Raw genomic sequence first — 19,132 nt, forward strand, 5'->3', positions numbered from 1 at the left:
GGGGGGGGGGGGGGGGGGGGGGCGGGGGGGGGGCGGGGGTGTGGTTGGGGGGGGGGGGGGGGGGCCCCGCCGAAGGAGGGTCGAGCACGGCCGGCATCTCGACACCGGCTTTGCCGCCCCGGAGGCGAGCGAGCCCGAAAATTAAACGGTCCAGTCCAGGATGACTTTGCCGCCCTTGCCGCTCGCCGCGTCCTCGAACGCCGCGTCGAAGTCGGTGTACGCGTAGCGGCCGGTTATCACCGGGGACAGGTCGAGGCCGCCCTCCAGGAGCACCGACATCGCGTACCAGGTTTCGAACATCTCGCGGCCGTAGATGCCCTTGATGGTGATCATCGAGGTGACGATCCGCGCCCAGTCGACGGCGAACTCCTCGGACGGCAGACCGAGCATGGCGATCTTGCCGCCGTGGGTCATGTTCGCCAGCATGTCGCGCATCGCGACGGGGTTGCCGGACATCTCCAGGCCCACGTCGAAGCCCTCGCGCAGGCCGAGTTCGCGCTGGCCGTCCGCGATGGTCGAGGACGCCACGTTCAGGGCGAGGCTCACGCCCACCTTCCGCGCAAGGGTCAGACGCTCCTCGCTGACGTCGGTCACGACGACGTTGCGGGCGCCGGCGTGCTTGGCGACGGCCGCCGCCATCAGGCCGATGGGACCCGCTCCCGTGATCAGTACGTCCTCGCCGACGAGCGGGAAGGACAGCGCGGTGTGCACGGCGTTGCCGAACGGGTCGAAGATCGCGGCGACATCGAGGTCCACGGGGACGCGGTGCACCCATACGTTCGACGCGGGCAGCGCCACGTACTCGGCGAACGCGCCGTCGCGGCCGACGCCGAGGCCGACCGTCGCCCGACACAAGTGGCGGCGCCCGGCAAGGCAGTTGCGGCACTTGCCGCACACCAGGTGGCCCTCGCCGCTGACCGTGTCGCCCACGGCGATGTCGCTCACGTCCCGGCCCGTCTCGACGACCTCGCCGACGAACTCGTGACCCACGACCAGCGGCGCGCTGATGGTCGACTGCGCCCAGCCGTCCCAGCTGCGGATGTGCAGATCGGTGCCGCAGATCCCGGTGCGCAGGACCTTGATCAGTACGTCCCCGGGGCCGACGGCGGGCTCGGGGACATCCGTCAGCCACAGACCCGGTTCGGCCTTCTCCTTGACCAGTGCCTTCAAGGGTTCGACTCCTGTCGTCGCGCACGCGGGCAGGGCGAACCGGCCCCTGTGCGAGGGAGAGTGGGTGGTGGGGTGTGCCGCGGCAGTCATCCGGATACGCCCCGTATGCGGTCCGCCGACACCGCAGACTCTTCCGTACATGACGCGTTCGGTCCATCGAGGTTTTCTTAAGCGGCGCCCCAGGTTTCCTACAGGCCCGACTGCCACCCCAGAACCCCGGCCCGTACGGACAGTTCGGCCCGCCAGGGCAGCCGCAGCCGTACGGTCAGGCGCCCGGCTACGGGCAGGGCCCGGGGACCATCGCCCTGATCGTGCTGCTGTCGCAGGCGTCGGCGGGCCAGTGGTTCAAGCGGCCTCGCTGAAGAACCCCCTGAGCACTCGCTGAAGAACCCCTGATCAAAGGCGCGTTGGGAGCGTTTCGAGAGGCACACCGACGATGCACTGAAGACGCACTGCAGGCCGGTTGATCCGCTCAACGAACGGAGTGTCCGAATAACGGACGCCCGACGCAGCGCATCCCACTGAGTCGCATACTGTCGCCGCACTTCAACCCGTCTCAGACAGCGAACAGGCACGACCATGACACGCACCTCCGTCACGGACCGGCCGCAGGCCGGATCCGACGTCGGCGCCACGCCGGGCGACGTCGAGGACGCCTCCACCGGCACGGAACTCGGCCACGGCCTCAAGCAGCGGCACCTCTCGATGATCGCCCTCGGCGGTGTCATCGGCGCGGGCCTCTTCGTAGGGTCGGGTGCCGGGATCGCCGCCGCGGGGCCCGCGGTCGTCCTGCTCTTCGCGGGCGCCGGGTTCGTGGTCATGCTGCTGATGCGGATGCTCGGCGAGATGTCCGCCGCGCGTCCTGCCACCGGTTCGTTCTCCGTGCACGCCGAGCGCGAGCTCGGCGCCTGGGCGGGGGCGACCTCCGGCTGGATGTACTGGGTGATGCTGACCTGCGGCGTGGCCGCGGAGGCGACGGCGGCCGGGCAGATCATGCACGGCTGGGTGCCGTTCCTGCCCGCCTACGGGTGGGTCGCCGTCTTCATGGTGTTCTTCTGCCTGAGCAACCTGGCCGCCGTGCGCAACTTCGGCGAGTTCGAGTTCTTCTTCTCGGCCCTGAAGGTCACCGCGATCTGCGCCTTCCTGGTCCTCGGTGTGCTCGGCATCTTCGGCGTCTTCGGTGACGCCCCCGGCGCCTCGAACCTCACCGGGCAGGGCGGCTTCTTCCCCACCGGCAGCTCCGGCCTGATCGCCGGACTGCTCACCGCCGTCTTCGCGTACGGCGGCCTGGAGACGGTGTCCATCGCCGCCGCCGAGTCCGACAAGCCGCGCGAGAACGTGGCACGCGCCGTGCGCACCGCCGTGTGGCGCATCGCGCTCTTCTACGTAGGGTCCATGGCGCTCGTCGTGGCCCTGGTGCCGTGGAACGACCCGAACGTCGCCACCGACGGCCCGTACGTCACGGTGCTGGGCGAGTTCGGCATCCCGGCCGCCGGCACCATCATGCAGGTCGTCATCCTCGTCGCCCTGCTGTCGGCGATGAACGCCAACATCTACGGCTCGTCCCGCATGGCCTACTCGCTCGTCTCCCGCGGCCTCGGCCCGCGCTTCCTGGGCCGGGTGCACCGCCGCGTACCGGTGGCCGCGGTGCTCGCGTCCTGCCTGTTCGGCTTCTTCGCGGTGTTCGCCGGCGTCTGGTGGCCCGACACCGTGTTCACCTGGCTGATGAACACGACCGGTGTCGCCATCCTCGTCGGCTGGGTCTTCATCTGCCTCGCGCAGCTGAAGATGCGCCGCCGCCTGGAGCGCGAGTCGCCCGAGCTGCTCACCGTGAAGATGTGGGGCTTCCCGTATCTGACCTGGCTCGCCCTGGCGGCGATCGCGGGCGTCTTCGTGGTCATGGCCAGCACCGCCGACGGCCGCAACCAGCTGTTCGTCTCCGCGATCCTGGTGGTCGCGCTGGCCGCGGGCGGTTACGTCAAGCAGCGCCGGGACGCCCGTGCGGTGCGGGCCTGACCCGCACGACAGGACAGGTCCTCACCGACAGGACGGGCCCTAGCCGAGCAGGTCGCCCCGGCCCCGCACCAGTTGCATCAGTTCACCCGCCATCGACTTGATGGTCGCGAGCCCCGCCTGTCCCCACGGGCGGGGCTCGGTCGCGACCGCGCACACGGTGCCGAGGGCGAGCCCCGTGCGCTCGTCGATCAACGGCGCGCCCAAGTAGGAGCGGATGCCGATCTCGTCGACTACGGGGTTGCCCGCGAAGCGCGGGTAGTCGCACACGTCTTCAAGGACGAGTGCTTTGCGCCGCACCACTACATGGGGGCAGTAACCGTGATCGCGCGCCATGTAGCGCGCCACTTCACCTTCCGTAGACGTCGATTTGGCGGCCGAGGCGGCCACCGCGCCCAGTTCACCGCCCCGGTGGTCCCCGTCGGGAGTGTGCAGCCCGGCGAAGAACTGCCGGTTCTCGTCAATGAAGTTGACCATGGCGTACGGCGCGCCCGTCACCTCGGCGAGCCGGTCCGCAAAGCGGTCGAACACCGGCTCGGCGCGCTGCCCCAGGTCGAGCCTTCGCAACCGGCGGGCCCGCTCGACGCCCTCCCGGTCCTGCGGGGTCAGCAGCAGCCTCCTGGTCGCGTCGTACGTCACGTGTGGGCTCCGAACCCCGTGGCGGCCGCGGGTGCGTGCGCCAGCAGGTGCCGTACGAGGGTGAGCAGCGTCTGGATGCCGGAGCTGGAGATGCGCGCGTCGCAGCGCACGACCGGCACCGCCGGGTCCAGGTCGATCGCGGCGCGGACCTCCTCGGCCTCGTAGCGGTAGCCGCCGTCGAACTCGTTGACCGCCACGATGAAGCCCATGCCGCGCTCCTCGAAGAAGTCGACGGCGGCGAAGCAGTCCTCCAGGCGGCGCGTGTCCGCGAGGATGACCGCTCCGAGGGCGCCCTCGGACAGTTCGTCCCACATGAACCAGAAGCGCTCCTGGCCCGGTGTGCCGAACAGATAGAGCACATGCTCCGGGTCCAGGGTGATCCGCCCGAAGTCCATCGCGACGGTCGTCTCGACCTTGTTCTCGATGCCGTCGAGGCTGTCGGTATCCGCGCTGACCGTGGTGAGCAGTTCTTCCGTGCTGAGCGGAGCGATCTCGCTGACGGCCCCTACGAAGGTCGTCTTGCCGACCCCGAACCCGCCCGCGACCAAGATCTTCAGTGCGGTGGGGAAAGGGTCAGAGCTGGCGTCGTAGTCCATCGAGCACTGCCTCCAGTAGGGACCGGTCAGTGGGGTTGTCGTGGAACGTGGGGGGCTTGGTCGTGATGGCCTGGCAGTCGACGAGGTCGGAGAGGAGCACCTTGGTCACGCCCGCCGGGAGCTTCAGATGACCGGCGATCTCCGCGACCGATGTGGGCTGCGCACACAGGTCGAGCGCCTGGCTGTGTTCCGGACCCAGATAGCCGAGGGGGGTCGCCCCGGTGGCCATCACATGGGTGAGCAGATCCATCGACGTGCTCGGCCGGGTGCGTCCGTTGCTGATCGCGTACGGACGCACGAGCCGGCCAGCGGCGCCGTCCAGCCATGGCCCGTCCTGCGGGGCCGCCACCGTCAATTCCTCATCGCCGTGGGCTCGGCGGAGGGCTGCCGGGGTGCGGTCACCAGGTAGGGGCGCACGCTCTTGACGAGCATGGCCATCTCATAGCCGAGCACGGCCGCGTCCGCGTCGCGCCCGGCGAGGACCGCGAGGCAGGTGCCGGAGCCCGCGGTCGACACGAACAGCAGCGCCGAGTCGAGCTCCACCACCACCTGCCGTACGTCGCCGCCGTCGGCGAACCGGATGCCCGCGCTGCGGCCGAGCGAGTAGAGGCCCGAGGCGAGGGCCGCCATGTGGTCGGCGCTGTCGGCGTCGAGCCCGTGCACGGACTTGACGAGGCCGTCGGAGGACAGCAGCACGGCGCTGTTGGTGTGGGGAACGCGCTGGACGAGGCCGCTCATCAGCCAGTCGAGATCGGACACATGACCCGTCGGCACATCGCTCGCCATGGGGGATCGACTCCTTGGTGGACTGCTGGGTGTGGTGCGAAGAGGTGGGGGATCGGCTGGGGCGGGTGCGGGTGCGGGCTTTCGGGTGGGTACGCGCGCGTGGTGGCGTGCTCGTACGTGTACGAGGGCGGGGGCGGGCGCGTGTGCGGCGTCACGGTCGTCATGCAGGGGCGCCGCCTCGGTCGTCGGGGCCCGGCTCCCACCGCTGGGCGTCCGGCCCCTCGTCGCCGGGGGCCCGTGGTTCGGCCGACTCGGCGAGCGTGATGCCGCGCTGGAAGGCGGCCATGAGGCCGGGGTCGTGCACGGACGGGGCCGCTTCCTCCTGGCGCGGCACGGGGCCGCCGCGCAGTTGCGGGGCGATGTGCTCCTGGGCCCTGCGGCGCGGCAGTTGGGGCCGGCCCATGGTGCCCCGCACGGCTCCCTCGGGACGGGCGACCGGGAGCTCGGCGTGGGCCGCGGCCTCGCGGGTCTCGGGGCGGATGCCGGGGACGGCGTCGGCGGGGGTGGGGCGGGAGTCGCCGACGATGCGTTGCGGGAGGGGGGCGGCGTGGGTTCCGGGGCGGGAGGGGGCGGGTGTTGCGGGTGGTGTGCCGTTGGGAGGCGTATCGGTGGGCGTGCCGGTGCCGTTGAGGGGTGCGCCCCTGGTCGGCAGGCCCGTCGGGGTGCCGGCGGGAGGCGTGTCCGTGGCGGGTGTGTCGGTCGGCGGGGCGGAGGGAGGGTTGCTCGTGGGCGTACCGGCAGGGGGCGTACCCGTGGGCGTGCCCGCAGGAGGCGTACCCGTGGGCGGCTGTCGGGGGACCACGGAGACGGCTCCGTGGAGCGGGGCGGGTGAAGGGGGCGCCGGGGCAGGGGTGTTGGCGGGTGCGGGCCGGGTGCCGTTGGTGTCCGGTCCGGACTGCGGCGGCCCCGCCCGGTGGCCGTTCGCCGACGGCGTGGGCTCGCTGCCGAGCACGCTGTTCGCGGTCGCCGCCGCGGCGGCCTTGCGCACGTGCGGGATGCGCACGCCCGCGCCGTCCGTGTCGCCGTCGCCGCCGAGCAGGTCCTGGGGCAGCACGAGGACCGCCTGCACTCCCCCGTAGATATTGGTCTGGAGCCGCACCGTGATGCCGTGCCGCCGCGCGAGCTGCGAGACCACGAACAGGCCGATGCGGCCGTCCGCGAGGAGGCTGGCCACGTTGACCTGGTCGGGGTCGGTGAGCAGCGTGTTCATCTTGTTCTGCTCGGTGACCGGCATGCCGAGGCCGCGGTCCTCCACCTCGATGGCGAGCCCGGAGGTCACCTGGTTGGCGCGGAGCAGGACCTGGGTGTGCGGGGCGGAGAACACCGTGGCGTTCTCGACGAGTTCGGCCAGCAGGTGGATGCAGTCGGCGACGGCGTGCCCGCGCAGCGTGCCGTCGATCGGCGGCACGAGTTTGACCCGCGAGTACTGCTCGACCTCGGCGATCGCGGAGCGCATCACCTCGGTCATGGACACGGGGTGGCTCCACTGGCGGCGCGAGACGGCGCCGCCGAGCACGGCGAGGTTCTCGGCGTGCCGACGGGTGCGCGTGGCCATGTGGTCGACGTGGAAGAGGCCCTTGAGCAGGTCGGGGTCCTCGACCTGGTTCTCCAGCTCGTCGAGCAGGCTGATTTCCCGGTGCACGAGTGACTGCAGGCGCCGGGCGAGGTTCACGAACACCTCGACCTTCTGCCGGCTGCCCGCCTGGCTGGACAGCTGGGTGGCCTGGACGACGGCGGTCACCGCGATGTCGTGCCCGCGCGCGAGGTCGACGCCGAGCCGGTCGAAGTCGTCACCGCCGGGCGCACCGACGGCGGGCGCGCGGCGCGGTGGCGGAGCCTCGCCCTTGCGCAACTGCTCGACCAGAGCCCGCAGTTCGGACTGCCGGTGCGCGGTGCTCTGACGCAGCGTGAGCACCCGGTCCCGTACGACGGCCGCGGCGCGCCGCGCGGCGACGACGGCGATCACGATGCCCGCGACCGTCACCAGGCAGGCCCCGCCGAGCACCGCCCACAGCGTCGCGCTGGGTCGCACCCCCGTGTGCTGGAGGACGAACAGCACTGCGGCGCTCGCGCCGAGGGCCACCGCGAGCGGCGGAAGGACGGCGATGCGCAGGAGTTGGGAACGTATGTGGGTCTCGGTCGGCTGCGGCGCGGTCCGCCCGGCCGGCCTGCCGTGCCGACCGCCTTCGCGGCGGTCTGCGCGGGCGGCCGGCTGGCGGGGCTGGGACATACGGCGACCTCGTCCTCGGTTCTGTGGGTTCAGGGGGTGGCTCGGCAGCTGGAGAGACAGCAGGCAGTGCGACCGGGCGTCGCACGGCGAGCACACACGGTAGTCGCCAACGGCATATACGCGCGGGGCAGTTGACAAACTCCGACGGCCGAGGTCCCGCTCTGGTATGAGCGTTCGTACCTGCGACCGAATACGCGACCGGGACGCATCCGCATACGTGTTCGCCTGAGGGTTGCCGGGCGGTTCCCGGCGACGCACGCCGGCCGCTCAGTGCCCCAGCCGCTCCTCCAGCCGAACGGTCACGGTGTCCCCTTCGTCCTTGCCGATCGCCTTGCGCACCTCCGCCTTCACCGGCAGCTTGTGCGTGCCGTCCCCCAGGGCCATGAACGAGCTCTGGAACGGATGGCCGTCGATCGTGCCCCGGACCTTCACCAGACCGCGGGTGCCGAAGAACTCCACCGACTCGGGCCACACGACGTAGATCCAGCCGCCCTTGTTCGGACTCTTCCGCAGGGTCGCGGTGAATTGCTTGTCCATCACGGGTACCGCCTCGTCAGGAGCAGGTCCGGTGGTCGTGTTCAGCGTGCTCAGCCCGTGCCACCGCGTTTTTGATGTTCACCAGGTAGGACGGAGGCAGGCGAGGAAACTCATCGCCCGCGCGGCACGGCTAGCTTTCGTCCGGCCGGAAGCGGGCCTTGATGTGCATGCGCTCGCCCTGCGGCCCCAGGATGCTGAGGAATTCCACGGCGCGCTCGTCGGCGTTGCCGAACCAGTGCGGGAGGTGGGTGTCGAATTCGGCTGCCTCGCCCTCCGTGAGGACGACGTCCTGGTCACCGAGCAGGAGGCGCAGCCGCCCCTTGAGGACGTACAGCCAGTGGTAGCCCTCGTGCGAGCGCGGCTCGGGCTCCCGGCCGTCGGTGAGGCCCGCGGGCAGGGTCTGCTTGAACGCCTGAAGGCCGCCGGGCTTGCGGGTCAGCGGCACGATCGTCACGCCGTTGCGCGTGATCGGCTGCGGGTGCACGCGCGGGTCGAGGTCGGCGGGGGCGCCGACCAGCTCGTCGATCGACACCTGGTAGGCCTTGGCCAGTGGCAGCAGGAGTTCCAGTCCCGGCTTGCGGTGCCCGGATTCGAGGCGGGAGAGGGTGCTGATCGGGATTCCCGTGGCCTCCGACAGGGCTGTCAGGGTGGCGCCGCGGCGCTTGCGCAGCTCGCGCAGCCTCGGTCCGACGCCGGCCAGCACCCCGTCGATGTCGTCGCCCATCCGTCCACCGTGCCCGCGTTTTGCGTTTTCTGCAAAGAAGTTTGCCCGTACGCACGCGTGGCGCGACCTTGGCGTCGACGGGGTCACCGTCGAACGGACGAGAGACAGGACCGGACGCCATGGACAACGACATCGCCCAGTACGACACGCCTCAGTCGGCCACCCCGCAGTCGGGCATCCCCCGGCCGGGCACCGCCCCGTCCGACGCCGCTCAATCGGACATCCCCCAGCCGGGCACCGCCCAGTCCGACACCGCTCAGGAGTGGGACGAGCGGTACCGCAGCCGTGACCAGCTCTTCAGCGGCAACCCGAACGGCGTGCTCGTCGCCGAGGCCGCCGAGCTGCCGCCCGGCCAGGCGCTTGACGTCGGCTGCGGTGAGGGCGGCGACGCGCTCTGGCTGGCCCGGCGCGGCTGGCAGGTCACGGCGGTCGACGTCTCCGAGGTCGCCCTGCGCCGCGCGGCCGCGGCCGGCGCCGACGTGGCGGGCCGGGTCTCCTGGGCGCGGGCCGATCTGGCCGTCACGCCGCCGCCCGCGGGCGCCTTCGACCTGGTGACCCTCCAGTACTTCCCGCTGCTGCGCAGCGCGGGACTGCCGGCGCTGCGCAGGCTCATTGACGCCGTCGCGCCCGGCGGCACGCTGCTCTTCGTCACGCACGCCCTGGCGGACCTGACGGAGCACACCGAGGCGACCGCCGAATTCGACCCCGCCGACTACTACTGGGCCGACGACATCGCCGCACTCCTCGACGCCGACGCCGAGGGCGACCGCACCTGGAAGATCGAGGCCAACGAGACCCGCCCGCGCACCGCCCCGGCCCCGCCCGGCACACACCACCACCGGGACACGGTCCTGCGGGCCCGCCGCACGGCGTAAGCCGCAACGGCGCGCGGAACCCGAACCCGCAGCCGACCCACCGGACGCCCGACCGCACCCAGCCGCCCATCGCCCACGGGCTACGGGCTACGGGCTACCCGGCGACCACGATCTCCGTGTCGTCCGCCCCCGCCCCCGCCACGGGCCCGGCCACCGGCCACCCGCCCTGCGGGACCGCCGCGACCGGCCGCCACCACTGCTCCGTGGGCAGCGCCTCGGCACCCGGCTCGAAGGGCTCGCCGGGGCGCGGCAGCGCGATGCGGGCGGCGGACCGGCGGGCCGCGGTGACGGTCCCCTCACCGGGCTCGGTCCAGGCGTGCGGCGCGAGGTTGAACGTCCCCCAGTGGATCGGCAGCATCGGCCCGGCCGCGGGCCCGCCCTGCAGATCGAGGTGGGCGCGCATGCCCTCCTCCGGGGTCATGTGGATGTCGGGCCAGTACTCCGAATACGCACCGATCTGGATCATCGTCACGTCGAACGGTCCGTGCTCGGCGCCGATGTCCTTGAACCCCGCGAAATAACCGGTGTCGCCACTGTGGAAGACGCTGTGCTCGGACCCGGCGACCACCCACGACGCCCACAGGGTGTGCTGCGTGTTGCGCAGGCCGCGGCCGCAGAAGTGGCGGGCAGGGGTGGCGGTCAGCGTCACCCCGGCGACCTTCGTCGACTCGTGCCAGTCCAGCTCGCGCAGCCGGTCCGCGGGCACGCCCCAGTGCTCCAGGTGCGCGCCGACGCCGAGCGGCACCGCGAACACGGTGTCCGTGTGGGCGAGCGCCTTGATGGTGGGCATGTCCAGGTGGTCGTAGTGATCGTGGGAGATCACCACCACGTCGACCGGCCCCAGCGCGGCGAGCGGCAGCGGCGCCGGGTGCAGCCGCTTGGGCCCCGCGAAGGCGAACGGTGAGCAGCGCTCGCCCCACACCGGGTCGAACAGCACCCGCACCCCGTCGATCTCGGCGAGGACGCTGGAGTGCCCCATCCATGTGATCCGCAGGCCGCTCACCGGCGGCTTCGCCAGATCGGCGACGGTGGTGGCGTGCACGGGCACGGTGCCCGTGGGGGCCCGGCGGGCGCGCTCCTCCTTACGGAAGTAGTTCTTCGCGAACTCGAGCATCGAGCCGTCGGGCCGGACGCGCGCGCCCTCCGGGTTCTGGAAGGACCCGTCCGCGAAGTTCGGAGACCGGCGGATCCGGTCAAGACGCGCCCCTGTGGGTTCGGCGCCAAAGGCATCGGGCTGGAGCGAGCGCAGCCCGGAAGTCAGAGAACGTGACGTCAGCGAACGCGACACGGCGCCTCCCATTGATCGATCAGGTTTCCCATTATGTGCGGCACCACTGACAACGCGCTGAGCGCCTCCTGTGTGCCCGCCGCCGGGACATGTGACCGACGCCCCTCGTCCACCGTCCGCACCCGCCCTCGCACAAACTGACCCCTCATTCAGTAACAGTTCGATTGACAGCACTCTCGCCGACTCCGGATACTGACCGACGATTCAGTAAAGCCGTTCAGTAAAGCCACCTGGACCGTCTGGAGGCACCGTGTCGGAACTCCCCACCGAACTGGTCCCGCTCACCCCCGAACAGCACGCCGTCGTCGAGCTCGCCCGGACGTTCGCGGCCGAGGAGATCAGGCCACGCGCGCGTGCCGTCGACGAGGCCGACGTCGAGACGCCCTGGGACCTGTGGCGCAAGGCGGCCAAGGTCGGCATCACCGGGTTCATGCTTCCCGAGGAGTTCGGCGGAGGCGGCTTCACCGACGTGTTCACGCAGGTCCTCGTGCAGGAGGAGCTGTGCGTCGGCGACCTGGGCATCGGCAACCTGCTCTGCTCGAACGGCTTCTTCGCCGACCCCGTGCTCGCCCTCGGCACCGAGGAGCAGCAACGCACCTGGCTCACCCCGCTCGCAGGCCCCGACACCCCGATGACGTCACTGGCGACCACCGAACCGGGCGCGGGCTCGGACGCCGCGTCGATCACCACAACGGCCCGCCGCGCCGAGGGCGGCTACCGGCTCAACGGCCAGAAGGCGTGGATCTCGAACGCGGGCGAGGCCGACCGCTACGTGGTGTTCGCCAAGACGGACCCGACGCAGCGCTCGCGCGGCGTGAGCGCCTTCCTGCTGCACAAGGACACCGAAGGTGTCACCTTCGGCGAGCCGATGCGGAAGATGGGCCAACGCGCCATCGTCTGCCGGGAGATCTTCCTCTCCGACGCGTTCGTCCCCGAGGAGAACCGGCTCGGCGACGAGGGCCAGGGCTTCATCGGCCTGATGCGCACCTTCGACATCTCGCGCGCCGTCCTGGGCGCCGCCGCCACCGGCGTCGCCCGCGCCGCCTACGAGTACGCACGCGACTACGCGCGCACGCGCGAACAGTTCGGCAAGCCCGTCATCGAGCACCAGGCGGTCGCGTTCCGCCTCGCCGACATGCGCACCCGCATCGAGCAGTCGCGCCTGATGACGTGGCGCGCGGCCCGCCGCCTGGACGCGGGCCTGTCCGCCACCACGGAGGCGGCCATGGCCAAGCTCACCGCGTCTGAGACGGCCGCGTACTGCACCTGGGCGGCCGTGCAGACGCTGGGCGGCTGGGGCTACTCGCGCGAGTTCCCGGTCGAACAGTGGATGCGCGACGCCAAGTTGGAGGAGATCGAAGAGGGCACCTCCGACATCATGCGCCTGATCATTGCGAGGTCACTGTGACGTCTGTCCACGAATCCGCCGTAGTTGCGCGTCACAGTCCCGCGCCACCACCGGACCGCACCCACCACCTCACCGGCGGCGAAGCACTCGTCCGCGCCCTGGCCGCCCACGGCGTCACCCAGGCCTTCGGCATCCCGGGCACCCACAACCTGGAGATCTACCGCCACTTGACGGCCTACGGTGTCTCCCACGTCGCGCCGCGCCACGAACAGGGCGCCGGATACGCGGCGGACGCGTACGCGCGCGTGACGGGCACGCCCGGAGTGGCGATCACCACCACGGGTCCCGCGCTTTTGAACATCGCGGCTGCCGTCGGCCAGGCGTACTCCGACAGCGTGCCGCTCCTTGTGATCTCGCCGGGCATGCCGCTGCGCCACCCGCGCCAGTCGACGGGCCTGCTGCACGAAATGCGCAGCCAGAGCGAGGCGTTGCGGAACGTGGCCGCCTTCAGTCACCGGGTCTCGTCGGTGGCGGAGATCGGTGCGGCGGTGGCGAGGGCGTTCACGCTGTTCCGCTCGGAGCGGCCGCGCCCGGCGCACATCGAGATCCCGCTCGACCTCCTGGAGGCGAAGGAGCCAGCGGGCCCGGCCCGCACCGCTCCCCCGGCCGCGCCGCGCGTCCCCGACGCCGCACGCATCGAGGAGGCCGCCGCGCTCCTCGCCCGTGCGGAGCGCCCGGCCCTCGTCCTCGGCGGCGGAGCCCGCGGCGCTGCGGCCCAATGCCTCGCCCTGGCAGAGCGGTTGGCGGCGCCGGTGGTCACCACGGCGAACGGCAAGGCGATCGTCGACGAGGAGCATCCGCTGTCCCTCGGCGTGTCCCTGCACAGCACGGCGGTCCAGGAGTGGCTCACGACCCGTGACGTGGTCCTGGCCGTCGGCACGGAGCTGGCCGAGTCCGACATCTGGACCGCCGAACCTCTGCCGCTCCAGGGGCAGTTGATCCGCGTCGACCTCGACCCGGCGCAGATGTACGCGGGCGTCCCGGCGGACGTCCCCCTGGTCGGCGACGCCGCCGCCACGCTGGATGCGCTCGTTCTCGAAACCGCGGCCGTCACCCCGAACTCCAACACCGCCCACACCGAAACCGCCGCCCTCAAAGCCGCCCGCGACAACGAATCCCGCCCCCGCGACGCCCACTGGCTGCCCTACCTGGAGGCGATCCGCGGCGCCCTCGCCCCGGACGCCCTCGTCACCTCGGACAGCGCCCAGTGCTGCTACTACGGCGCCCTGCCGCACCTCGCCCTGGGGCCTCGCGCCCGCTATCTGCACCCCACCGGGTTCGGCACGCTCGGCTACGCCCTGCCCGCGGCGGTCGGCGCGAAGGCCGCCTGCCCGGACCGCCAGGTGGTAGCGCTCAGCGGTGACGGGGGCCTGCAGTTCTCGATCCAGGAGCTGGCCACGGCCGCCGCGCTCCAACAGCCGCTCGCGGTCGTGGTGTTCGACAACTCGGGCTACGGCGAGATCCGCGACGAGATGAACGCCCGCGGCGACGCACCGCTCGCGGTCGACCACGCGCGCGTGGACCTGCCCGCCCTCGCCCGCGCCTACGGAGGACACGGCGCGACGGCCCACTCACCCGAGGAGCTCGCGAAGTTGCTGAGCACCGCCCTGACCACTCCCGCCCCCACCCTGATCGTCGTTCCCGAGGAGTCCGCATGACCACCGCCCCCACGCCCGCCGCTCCCGCACCCGCCGGCACCGCCACTCCCCCGACGCCGACGACGGCCCCCCTCACCCAGCTCACCTGGACCGACCATGTCACCGGCCGCAACGGCTACTTGGTGATCGACCGCCTGGTCCGCGGTGTCTCCAGCGGCGGCCTTCGGATGCGCAAGGGCTGCACCCTGGAGGAGGTCGCGGGGCTCGCGCGCGGCATGTCGATGAAGGAGGCGCTGCACTACAACCCGGAGGGCCGCTACATCCCGCTGGGCGGCGCCAAGGGCGGCATCGACTGCGACCCGCAGGACCCGGAGGCGTACGGCATCCTGGTGCGCTACCTGAAGGCGATGCGTCCGTACATCGAGTCCTTCTGGACGACGGGCGAGGACCTGGGCCTCACGCAGGACCTGGTCGACAAGGCGGCGGCCGAGGCGGGTCTCGTGTCGTCCATCCAGGCCGTGTACCCGCTCCTGGACGACGAGGAGACGGCCCGTCAGCGGCTGGCGGACGCCTTCGCGGTGGACGTCGACGGCATCGGTCTCGACGAGCTGGTGGGCGGCTGCGGCGTCGCCGAGGCGGTCCTGGTGGCGCTCGACCGCGCCGGCCGCTCCTACGAAGGCACCCGTGTCTCCCTCCAGGGCCTGGGCACCATGGGCGGCGCCACGGCCCGCTTCCTCGCGCGCGCGGGGCTCACGATCGTGGCGGTGGCCGACCTGGAGGGCACCATCGCCAACGACGCGGGCCTCGACGTGGAGGCGCTGCTCGCGGCGCGCGACGCCTACGGCACGGTGAACCGTGAGCGGCTGCGCCCCGAGGACCGTGAACTGCCGGGCGACGCCTGGCTGTCGGCGGACGTGGACGTGCTGATCCCCGCCGCGGTGTCGTACGCGATCGACGCGGCGAACCAGGAGCGGATCACGGCCCGCTGGGTCGTCGAGGCGGCGAACATGCCGGTCCTCGCGGACGCCGAGGAGCTGCTGACCGGGCGCGGCATCACGGTCCTGCCGGACGTCGTCGTCAACTCCGGTACGAACGCCTGGTGGTGGTGGACCCTGTTCGGCGACATCGGCGCGGACGCGGACGAGGCCTTCGCCTACACGCGGCGCTCCATGCGCTCCCTGATCGACCAGATGCTCGCGCGCGCGGAGGGCGACGGAACGACCCCGCGGGCCGCGGCGCACGCCATCGTCGCCGACCGCCTGCCAATCCTCGCGGAGAGGTTCGGGTGGTACAGGTGACGACGACAACAGGCCTGGACGCGCTGTACGACCCGGCGTCCGTCGCGGTCGTCGGCGCGTCCGACAACCCGGAGAAGTGGGGCTACTGGCTCGCGGCGGGCGCCCTGACCGGCCGCGCCCGCCGCGCGGTCCACCTGGTCAACCACAGGGGCGGCCACCTCCAGGGCGAACCGTTCCGCCCCGCCCTGTCCACCCTGGACGCGGCCCCCGAGCACGTGGTGGTCGCGGTCCCGCCCCACCAGGTGCGCCCGGTGGTCCAGGAGGGCCTCGACACGGGCGCCCGCTGCTTCACGGTGATCACCTCGGGAGCGTCGGAGGAGGCCGACCTCGCCGACCTGGTCACCTCCCGCGGCGCCCGCCTGCTCGGCCCCAACTGCATGGGCATCGTCGACACGACGAGCCAACTCCGGCTCAGCTGGGGCGACTTCCCCACCGGCGGCCTCGGCCTCGTCTCGCAGAGCGGCAACCTGGCCCTGGAGATCGGCCGCCACCTCCAACGCGCGGGCGCGGGCTTCTCGCGCTTCGTCTCGCTCGGCAACCAGCGCGACATCGACGCCGCCGACGCCCTGGAGTCCCTGATCGCCCACGAGCCGACGAGAGCGATCGCGGCGTACGTGGAGGACTTCCGGGACGGCCGCCGCCTCGCGGACGTCCTGGCGGCCGCCCACGCCGCCGGAAAGCCGGTCCTGCTCCTCACGGTGGGCCGCAGCACGGCTTCGGGCCGCGCGGCCGCCTCCCACACCGGCGCCCTCGTCAGCCCGCACGCAACGGTCGCGGCGGTCTGCCGCGACGCCGGCGCCCTCCTCCTGGACTCCGCGGGCGAACTCGTCGACACCGCCCTCCACTTGATGTCCCCCACCCCTTCCCTCATACGTTCCCGCCCCACCCCCACACGCCACGAAACGCCCCCCGTTCCCCACCCCGACCACCCCAGCGCCGCCACCCCACCCCCACCGCACCGGATCGCCGTGATCGGGGACAGCGGCGGGCAGGGTGCGCTGGCCGCCGACTCGTTCGCCGCCTGCGGCTTCGACGTGCCCGCGCTCTCCCCGGCCACCGTCGACGCCCTCGGTGCGCAGCTGCCGCCGGGCGCGGGGCGGGCCAACCCGGTCGACCTGGCCGGGGCGGGCGAGCAGGATCTGGCCGCCTACGCGCGCGTGGCGGCCACCTTGCTGCACAGCGGCGACGCGGACACGGTCGTGCTCACCGGCTACTTCGGGGACTACGCGACCGCGAACCCCGCCCAGGCGGGGCGCGAGTGCGAGATCGCGCACGCCCTCGCCGACGCCGCCGGCGCCGCGGGGCGGGCCCTGGTGGTGCACACGATGGCCCGCGACACCCCGGCCCTCGCCATCCTCAGGGAACGCGGTGTGCCGGTCCACGAGCGGGTCGAGCAGGCGGCGACGGCGCTCGCGGGCGCCGTGCGGCTGGCCGCCACCACGCCGCGCCTGCCCCAGGAGCGGACCGCTCCCCCGGCGGCGTACGAGGTCGAGGACGGCGGCTACGAGCGGGTGCGTGAGCTGCTGGCGTCCTACGGAGTCGCGTTCCCCACGGCCGAGTTCGTGACGGACGCGGACGCGGCGGCCGAGGCCGCCTACCGCACGGGCTACCCCTTGGTGCTCAAGGCGATGGGGCTCGCCCACAAGACCGAGGCCGGTGGTGTGGCGCTGCACATCGCGGACGAGGCCGCCCTGCGGACCGCGTTCGCGCGGATGCGGGAGGCCACGGGTGCGGACCGGTACGCGGTCGAGGCGATGGCCACGCCTCCGTACGCGCGCGAACTCATCGTCGGCGTACGGAAGGACGCGGCGTTCGGCCCGGTCGTCATGGTCGGCGCCGGAGGTGTCACCGCCGAACTGCACGCCGACACGGCGCTGGCGCTTGCCCCGCTCACTCCGGCACGCGCGCGTGCCCTGCTCCTGGAACTGCGGCACGCGCCGCTGTTGACCGGGTGGCGCGGCGCACCGGCCGTCCACCTGGAGGCGGCCGCAGCGGCGGTGTGCGCGGTGGCCCAGGCCGCGACGGACCACCCGGAACTGACCGACCTGGAGGTCAACCCCCTCCTCGTCCACCCCGGCGGCGCCATCGCCCTGGACGCACATGCGGTAGTGGCCTATTCCAGCGCGACCTGCGGCAAATCAAGCCCCTGCGGCGATTGAGCAGCGGGGTCCGGGGCAGAGCCCCGAGTCGTCAACCACTGTGACCGGCACGCGCGGCGGGCTCCCGCTTCATCTGGGCGGGAGCCCGCCGCACGTTCAGCGACCGTCAACCGCACCCTCCCGCGCCCGCCGCCGCGCAGGCGCCCCGCACGCGTAGAACACCAACCCGATCACAACGAACAGCAGCAGCGGCAGCACCTGGCTGAGCGTGTACGGCAGCCGCTGGCCCGCGAACGACTCGGGCAGCGAGTCCGCCGGGTTGCCCGCCGTGCCGAACCAGCCCACCCCGAAGCCGGGCCAGACGAGCACGACCACGGTGAACGCCACGAAGCCGGTGGCGAGGGCTGTCACGATCCAGGCGCCCACCCGGCCGCCGGGCACGGCGTAGGGGCGCTCCTGGTCGGGGTACTTGCGGCGCAGCACGGCGAGGCTCGGGAAAGTGATGACGTAGGAGATGAACGTCGTGCTGATGGTCAGGCCGAGGCCCGCCGCGAAGTACTTCTCGCCGTCGCCGCCGGTGAGGTTGAGGGCGACGACGAACAGGATCGAACCGAGCACGGCGGACAGGATGTTGACCCGTACCGGCGTGCCGTGCTTCTCGGAGATGCGGCCCAGCCAGGCCGGGCCGGCGCCGTCCGCGCACGCCACTGCCTGCGCGCGGTGGGCGCCCATCGCCCAGGTGACACCGGAGGTGAGCAGGCCGATGATGAGGCCCGCCGCGGCGATCCCGCCGAACACGGAGCCGAGCCCGGTCAGCGTCACCGTGCCGTCGGCCGCGATGGAGCCGCCGTAGACGGTGAAGACGGCCTTGCAGGCGTCGATGAAGCCGCCCAGGCTGCCGATCTCCTGGCTGGGCAGGACGAACAGGATGCCGAGGATGGGGCCTCCGTAGAGGAGCACGGCGGCGAGCCCGGAGCGCAGGATCGACAGGGGGATGTCGCGGCGCGGGTTCTTCATCTCCTCGGCGGCCGAGCTGGGCAGTTCAAAGCCTACGTAGTTGAAGATGAGCACCGGGACGAGCGCCACGAAGCCCGCATACGTAGGCGTGAATTCGCCCGCGGGTAGGGCGTGCACGCCATGTTCGGCGGCGTAGACGACGACGGACACGAGGAAGAAGCCGAGCAGCACGACGCGCGCGACGGCGCCCGCGATGGGCACCCACTTGCCGATGCGTACGGACTGCACCACGGCGAGCGCGCCGCCCCAGATGAACACGAACCCGGCGACGTACTTCCAGAAGCCCGGCAGCGGCGTGAAGAACTCCTCCCAGGTGGTCAGCGCGATGATGCACAGGCTGCCGCCCACCCAGACCGGGTTGGAGATCCAGTACAGGAGCTGGTTGACGCCCGCGACGAGCCGGCCGAAGGCCAGGCGCGTCCACACGTAAGGGCCGCCCTGCACGGGGAAGGCCGAGCCGAGTTCGGCGACGAGCAGCCCGTAGGGGAGGAAGAAGAGGACCGCCAGGATGACCATCCAGGTCAGTCCCTGCGGACCCTGGGCGGCGACGGAACCGATGGTGTCCAGGCCGACGAGCGTGCAAATGAGGAAGAACAGCACGTCCAGCCGACGCAGATCCTTGCGCAGCCGTGAGCGCTGCTCGCCCCAGCCTTCGGAGAGGTCGGGCTCGTCCCCGGCGGGCGGGGTCGGCGAGAGGGATGGCGCTTGGGTCACGATTGCTCCTGGCGAGAACAGCGAGAACGAACGAGGACGGCACTGACGGGCATTGCGGGTCTTGCTCGGGCCGCGCTTACCCCCGACCGACCGACTTATTGACTGAACAGCCAGTCAGTAGTGGAACGTGACGTGACTGT

16 protein-coding genes are annotated in these 19,132 nt (G+C 72.0%); 6 read left to right on the forward strand and 10 right to left on the reverse strand.

Annotated features, from left to right (window positions below):
• Positions 1–141: 141 nt before the first annotated feature.
• Positions 142–1,170 carry an L-threonine 3-dehydrogenase gene (tdh, locus tag ACYSUO_RS29125; RefSeq protein WP_461779221.1) on the reverse strand — a complete coding sequence of 343 codons (1,029 nt, stop codon included), beginning with the start codon at positions 1,168–1,170 and terminating at the stop codon, positions 142–144.
• Positions 1,171–1,749: 579 nt separating this feature from the next.
• On the opposite strand from tdh, the gene ACYSUO_RS29130 reads away from it, so the two are divergent.
• Entirely contained in the window at positions 1,750–3,186 is a 1,437-nt protein-coding gene (locus tag ACYSUO_RS29130) for an amino acid permease (RefSeq protein ID WP_461779222.1), read from the forward strand.
• A gap of 39 nt (positions 3,187–3,225) precedes the next feature.
• On the opposite strand, the gene ACYSUO_RS29135 is transcribed toward ACYSUO_RS29130, so the two are convergent.
• From ACYSUO_RS29135 to ACYSUO_RS29165, 7 genes are all read right to left on the reverse strand, one after another.
• Positions 3,226–3,822, reverse strand: a complete 597-nt coding sequence (locus tag ACYSUO_RS29135; RefSeq protein WP_461779223.1) for a GAF domain-containing protein — start codon at positions 3,820–3,822, stop codon at positions 3,226–3,228.
• Complete coding sequence (locus ACYSUO_RS29140) at positions 3,819–4,418, reverse strand: GTP-binding protein (RefSeq protein WP_461779224.1); 600 nt, start codon at positions 4,416–4,418, stop codon at positions 3,819–3,821. Before ACYSUO_RS29140 ends, ACYSUO_RS29135 begins: the two co-directional genes overlap by 4 nt.
• Positions 4,396–4,767, reverse strand: coding sequence for a DUF742 domain-containing protein (locus ACYSUO_RS29145; RefSeq protein WP_266722432.1), 372 nt, complete (start codon positions 4,765–4,767; stop codon positions 4,396–4,398). The genes ACYSUO_RS29140 and ACYSUO_RS29145 overlap by 23 nt, the downstream gene beginning before the upstream one ends.
• Before the next feature lie 2 nt (positions 4,768–4,769).
• Entirely contained in the window at positions 4,770–5,204 is a 435-nt protein-coding gene (locus tag ACYSUO_RS29150; protein ID WP_266722430.1) for a roadblock/LC7 domain-containing protein, read from the reverse strand.
• 160 nt (positions 5,205–5,364) lie between these two features.
• On the reverse strand, positions 5,365–7,434 hold the full coding sequence (locus ACYSUO_RS29155) for a sensor histidine kinase (protein ID WP_461779225.1): 2,070 nt from the start codon (positions 7,432–7,434) through the stop codon (positions 5,365–5,367).
• Positions 7,435–7,701: 267 nt separating this feature from the next.
• Positions 7,702–7,971 carry a DUF1905 domain-containing protein gene (locus ACYSUO_RS29160; protein WP_426898650.1) on the reverse strand — a complete coding sequence of 90 codons (270 nt, stop codon included), beginning with the start codon at positions 7,969–7,971 and terminating at the stop codon, positions 7,702–7,704.
• Between the two features lie 130 nt (positions 7,972–8,101).
• A complete protein-coding gene (locus ACYSUO_RS29165) occupies positions 8,102–8,695 on the reverse strand; it encodes a helix-turn-helix domain-containing protein (protein ID WP_461779226.1) in 594 nt (197 codons plus the stop codon).
• A gap of 119 nt (positions 8,696–8,814) precedes the next feature.
• Between ACYSUO_RS29165 and ACYSUO_RS29170 the strand changes: the two genes are divergently transcribed.
• The gene (locus ACYSUO_RS29170) at positions 8,815–9,570 is read left to right on the forward strand and encodes a class I SAM-dependent methyltransferase (protein WP_461779227.1); all 756 of its coding nucleotides are present in this window, start codon (positions 8,815–8,817) and stop codon (positions 9,568–9,570) included.
• Positions 9,571–9,664: 94 nt separating this feature from the next.
• Here ACYSUO_RS29170 and ACYSUO_RS29175 read toward each other — a convergent pair whose 3' ends face one another.
• Positions 9,665–10,858 carry an MBL fold metallo-hydrolase gene (locus ACYSUO_RS29175; RefSeq protein ID WP_461779228.1) on the reverse strand — a complete coding sequence of 398 codons (1,194 nt, stop codon included), beginning with the start codon at positions 10,856–10,858 and terminating at the stop codon, positions 9,665–9,667.
• Positions 10,859–11,108: 250 nt separating this feature from the next.
• On the opposite strand from ACYSUO_RS29175, the gene ACYSUO_RS29180 reads away from it, so the two are divergent.
• From ACYSUO_RS29180 to ACYSUO_RS29195, 4 genes are read left to right on the forward strand one after another with little or no spacing between them, the layout of a single operon-like run.
• On the forward strand, positions 11,109–12,266 hold the full coding sequence (locus ACYSUO_RS29180) for an acyl-CoA dehydrogenase family protein (protein WP_461779229.1): 1,158 nt from the start codon (positions 11,109–11,111) through the stop codon (positions 12,264–12,266).
• The gene (locus ACYSUO_RS29185) at positions 12,263–13,924 is read left to right on the forward strand and encodes a 5-guanidino-2-oxopentanoate decarboxylase (protein ID WP_461779230.1); all 1,662 of its coding nucleotides are present in this window, start codon (positions 12,263–12,265) and stop codon (positions 13,922–13,924) included. Before ACYSUO_RS29180 ends, ACYSUO_RS29185 begins: the two co-directional genes overlap by 4 nt.
• Positions 13,921–15,162, forward strand: coding sequence for a glutamate dehydrogenase (locus ACYSUO_RS29190; RefSeq protein WP_461779231.1), 1,242 nt, complete (start codon positions 13,921–13,923; stop codon positions 15,160–15,162). Before ACYSUO_RS29185 ends, ACYSUO_RS29190 begins: the two co-directional genes overlap by 4 nt.
• Positions 15,159–17,321 (forward strand): acetate--CoA ligase family protein, encoded by a 2,163-nt coding sequence (locus tag ACYSUO_RS29195; protein WP_461779232.1) that lies wholly within the window; start codon positions 15,159–15,161, stop codon positions 17,319–17,321. Before ACYSUO_RS29190 ends, ACYSUO_RS29195 begins: the two co-directional genes overlap by 4 nt.
• A gap of 96 nt (positions 17,322–17,417) precedes the next feature.
• Here ACYSUO_RS29195 and ACYSUO_RS29200 read toward each other — a convergent pair whose 3' ends face one another.
• A complete protein-coding gene (locus ACYSUO_RS29200; protein ID WP_461779233.1) occupies positions 17,418–18,992 on the reverse strand; it encodes an APC family permease in 1,575 nt (524 codons plus the stop codon).
• Between the last annotated feature and the right edge of the window lie 140 nt (positions 18,993–19,132).

This window comes from Streptomyces sp. UC4497 (assembly GCF_054871485.1).

Bases quoted from the DNA above. Each gene is read 5' to 3' on its own strand.
- ACYSUO_RS29130 (WP_461779222.1), top strand. From the start codon at position 1,750: ATGACACGCACCTCCGTCACGGACCGGCCGCAGGCCGGATCCGACGTC.
- ACYSUO_RS29165 (WP_461779226.1), bottom strand. From the start codon at position 8,695: ATGGGCGACGACATCGACGGGGTGCTGGCCGGCGTCGGACCGAGGCTG.
- ACYSUO_RS29140 (WP_461779224.1), bottom strand. From the start codon at position 4,418: ATGGACTACGACGCCAGCTCTGACCCTTTCCCCACCGCACTGAAGATC.
- ACYSUO_RS29160 (WP_426898650.1), bottom strand. From the start codon at position 7,971: ATGGACAAGCAATTCACCGCGACCCTGCGGAAGAGTCCGAACAAGGGC.
- ACYSUO_RS29150 (WP_266722430.1), bottom strand. From the start codon at position 5,204: ATGGCGAGCGATGTGCCGACGGGTCATGTGTCCGATCTCGACTGGCTG.
- ACYSUO_RS29170 (WP_461779227.1), top strand. From the start codon at position 8,815: ATGGACAACGACATCGCCCAGTACGACACGCCTCAGTCGGCCACCCCG.
- ACYSUO_RS29190 (WP_461779231.1), top strand. From the start codon at position 13,921: ATGACCACCGCCCCCACGCCCGCCGCTCCCGCACCCGCCGGCACCGCC.
- ACYSUO_RS29155 (WP_461779225.1), bottom strand. From the start codon at position 7,434: ATGTCCCAGCCCCGCCAGCCGGCCGCCCGCGCAGACCGCCGCGAAGGC.